Source organism: uncultured Campylobacter sp., assembly GCF_938018145.1.
GTDB lineage: Bacteria > Campylobacterota > Campylobacteria > Campylobacterales > Campylobacteraceae > Campylobacter_A.
On the sequence record NZ_CALIII010000462.1, the window covers coordinates 1 to 3,405 of the forward strand.

Genomic DNA, 3,405 nt, shown 5'->3' on the forward strand with positions numbered 1-3,405 from the left:
CATTAAGCCCGATCTTGACGCCTGGGTAGATGCCTGGTACGTACGCGAAGGAGAAAAAATCAAACGCGAAGCTATGAAAAACCGAAAAGAATTCAAAAAACCGCCTCTATGGATGAAAAATTACGAGCTATATAATTATTATTCAAAGCTTGATAAGGCTAACTGTAATATTCAGCACCTAGCCTACGTTGAAAATATAATGCTCGATCGCGGTCTAAATTCATTTACGAAAAGAAACACAAAGCACGATTTAAATAATCCTGATCTCGAGGACTTTATCGAGCGCGGATTAAGGGAGTATCAATTCTAATGACGCTTAACGAGCTTTTTAAAAACTATCTCGAGTATTATGAGCTTATTTTAAGCCCCTCTACGCTTAGAAGCGATATATCTACGTATCAAAAACACTTCAAAGACGATCTAGGTTTAAAAAGCGTCGATGAGATAAATTTCTTGGATATCCAAAGATTTTGTAATGAGCTTATCAAGCGAGATTACAAGATCAAGACCGTTAAAAATATCCTTGCAAAGCTCAAAGTTATTTTTAAGCTTGCGTTAAAGCTCGAATTGATAAATAAAAATCCTTGCGACTTTATCGAATTGCCTAAATTTGACAATAAAAGATATTTTGATTACAGCGTATCGATCCAAAAGAAGTTTATAAAAGCCATTTCAGAAAACAAAGAGCCTAGCGCGGATATATTCTTTTTTTTGCTCCACGGTCGCCGTAAAAATGAAGTATTAAGCCTTAAATTTAGCGATATAAACTTTAAAACCAGGACTTATACGATCCCGTTTAAAATCAATAAGGCTAAGCGTGATATGTCTTACAAGATGAGTGATGAGCTTTATGATCGCCTTTACCGCCGATACATTGAGGCAAAGAAGCGAAACAAGCTAAACGGCTATGTATTCGTAAACCCTATGACAAACGACAAATACCAGGATTTGCGTAGGAGTTGGAATTCACTGCTTAAAAGAAATAATCTACCTAGAATTAGGTTACATGATATCAGGCATCTAATCGGCACGTATTCTATCAATTATCTTAAAATTCCGATCGAGCAAGTATCATTTACTTTAGGGCATACAAATATTATTACTACACAAAAATATATTACGGCAAACGTAAGAAAATCTAAAGAAACTATCGAAAATTTACTTAAATCAATTTCAGAATAAATTAAGCGTTTTAAAAAGTGGCTTCAAATACCGATAAAATGGGGATTTGGTTGCGGAGGACGGACTTGAACCGCCGACCTTCGGGTTATGAGCCCGACGAGCTACCACTGCTCTACTCCGCGATGAAATTTGAGTGGATGGGGTAAGAGGATTCGAACCTCTGGATGATTGGACCAAAACCAATTGCCTTACCGCTTGGCGATACCCCAGCCTGTAAAAAGAAAGCTGATTATATATATTTTTACCTTATTTGTCAAGCTTTTTGGCAAATTTTCGCCATTTTTTCAAAGTTTTTCCATAAAAGCCGTGCTGTATGAGCCGTTTAAGCGCCTATTTATATCATCCTGCCAGCTAACAGGCAGCGCCTCAAGCATCCTAAATTTAGGCAATAAATCCAAATTTTCGCTCGGATTAAAAAACAGTTTATTTATCTGCATCACGCTTAAAGCGTTTTCGTTTTTTTGCAGGATTTCCACCTCGCAGCCAGCCTTACACGAGCCGTTTTCAAGCACCTTGTAGTACCAGCCGGTTAGCCCCGTGGCAAAAATTTCTTTAGCCAAATTTGCATTTCCCCACCGCTTTGCGAGCTTAAAGCACGGTTTTCGCGGCTGGGTTACTTGCAGCACTAGCGAGCCGATTTTATGCACGTCGCCCACGTTTACGCTATTTTCATCCAGCCCGCTAACGGTCAAATTTTCACCCATCGCGCCCAGCGGCAAATTTTTAAGCTCCAAATAAGCTTCCCACGCGGGATAGTTTTCGAGTGAATTTGCAAACACGGCTTTATTTACGCCGCCGTGATGCTTCGTGTCAGCCACTTCGTCGCCCTCAAAGCCAAACTCGTTCGCGTAGATTTCGCCAGTCTGCGCATTTTTAAATATCGCTGAGCGCCACGCCTTGCCTAGCTCGTCCGTGGCCGTCTGGCTGCCGTACTGCCTGGCTTTACCTATCAAAAGCGCTTTTAGAAATGCCATCTTGACCTCACGCTACGTTTTGCAGATTTAGCTGAACTTGCTCGCCCTCGTCGTTAAACTCAAACCTCACCGCCCTAGCCCCGAAGCTCTTTGCGATCGCCTCGAGCGTGTCGCGTGCGGACTTGTGGATCTTGGACTGGAGCTGATTTATCAGGCGTACAGACATCTTTTCGACCTCGGCGCGCGCCTCCTCGATGAGCCTGTTTTTATCCTCCTCGCTAAAGCTGCTACCGAAGAATCCATTTAGCGAATCAGGCAGCAAAAACGGGATAAATTTGCCGTTTTTCTCGTCGTAAAATTTCATATTCGCGATCGAAAATTTGTATTTGCAAGGCGGCATCTTGATGAGATACTCCTCGCTCGCGACGTTTACGATCTCTAGGCGCGGGCTCGTTAGGTCGTAGATGAAATTTATCTCAAACTCAAATATCATCGAGAGCTTTTTCTCGCTCACCAGCCAGCGCAGATACTCCTTGCCAAAGCTGCCAAATGCATGGTCGGTCTTAGTCACGATCTCTTTACTATAGACCTGAAAAACCGATAGCTCGCCGATGGATTTTAGCTGCGATATCTCGGTGCTAATCTGCGTTGTCGCAGGCTTTTGCGCGGTTTTTAAGGCTTTATTAAATCTAAAAATCGTAAATACGCAAACCGCCAGCAAAATCGCTAAAATAAGGCTTGTAACATCTATCATCTTTGCTCCTTTAAAAGGCGATTTTAGCGAAATTCGTTAAAATAATCGTTAAATTTGAGTTTTTGGCTGTTTTATATCGGTATAAATTTGGATCGTAAGTTTAAATTTAGCGAGCTTTTAGATTCGGTGCAGTTTGGCAAAACCCGCACCTTTGAGATACGGGTTTTAAATTTTACGCAAATTTGAGGCAAATTTAAATAGCTTAAAACACCTGAATAAATTTAAAATCATGCTCTCTGAGCACTTTTTTGATGAGCTCTTGGTGATCCTCGCCCTTGGTTTCCAGCGTGATCGTGATATTAGCGTCGCCGTACTCCAGGCTAGTAGAGAAGCGGTCGTAGTCGATCTTTACTATGTTGGCATTTGCGATCTTTAGGCTATCGGTTAGGCTCATGAGCGCGCCTGGTTTATCTATCAGCGTGATTTGCAGCGCCATTTTGCGGTGCGACTTTATGAGACCTTTTTCGATGATGACGTTTAGCATCTGCACGTCGATATTTCCGCCACTTAGCACGATGCCGATGCGCTCGCCGGCTTTAAATTTGACCTTGTTGT

At 41.9% G+C, this 3,405-nt stretch carries 4 protein-coding genes, 2 tRNA genes and 1 pseudogene; 2 read left to right on the forward strand and 5 right to left on the reverse strand.

Annotation, left to right across the window (positions count from 1 at the left end; translation table 11 throughout):
- The coding region (locus Q0338_RS10855) for a hypothetical protein (RefSeq protein ID WP_298086728.1) at positions 1-310 on the forward strand (310 nt) is incomplete at its 5' end.
- Positions 310-1,182, forward strand: coding sequence for a tyrosine-type recombinase/integrase (locus Q0338_RS10860; protein WP_298086729.1), 873 nt, complete (start codon positions 310-312; stop codon positions 1,180-1,182). The genes Q0338_RS10855 and Q0338_RS10860, both read left to right, overlap by 1 nt.
- A gap of 47 nt (positions 1,183-1,229) precedes the next feature.
- Here Q0338_RS10860 and Q0338_RS10865 read toward each other — a convergent pair.
- From Q0338_RS10865 to Q0338_RS10885, 5 genes and pseudogenes are all read right to left on the reverse strand, one after another.
- Positions 1,230-1,304, reverse strand: a tRNA-Met gene (locus Q0338_RS10865).
- Between the two features lie 12 nt (positions 1,305-1,316).
- A tRNA-Gln gene (locus Q0338_RS10870) sits at positions 1,317-1,391 on the reverse strand.
- A gap of 75 nt (positions 1,392-1,466) precedes the next feature.
- Positions 1,467-2,156, reverse strand: coding sequence for an MOSC domain-containing protein (locus tag Q0338_RS10875; protein ID WP_298086730.1), 690 nt, complete (start codon positions 2,154-2,156; stop codon positions 1,467-1,469).
- A 7-nt stretch (positions 2,157-2,163) separates the two neighbouring features.
- On the reverse strand, positions 2,164-2,850 hold the full coding sequence (locus Q0338_RS10880; protein ID WP_122873838.1) for a DUF4230 domain-containing protein: 687 nt from the start codon (positions 2,848-2,850) through the stop codon (positions 2,164-2,166).
- Positions 2,851-3,052: 202 nt separating this feature from the next.
- Positions 3,053-3,405: pseudogene (locus Q0338_RS10885) on the reverse strand (threonine ammonia-lyase); the annotation flags it as partial.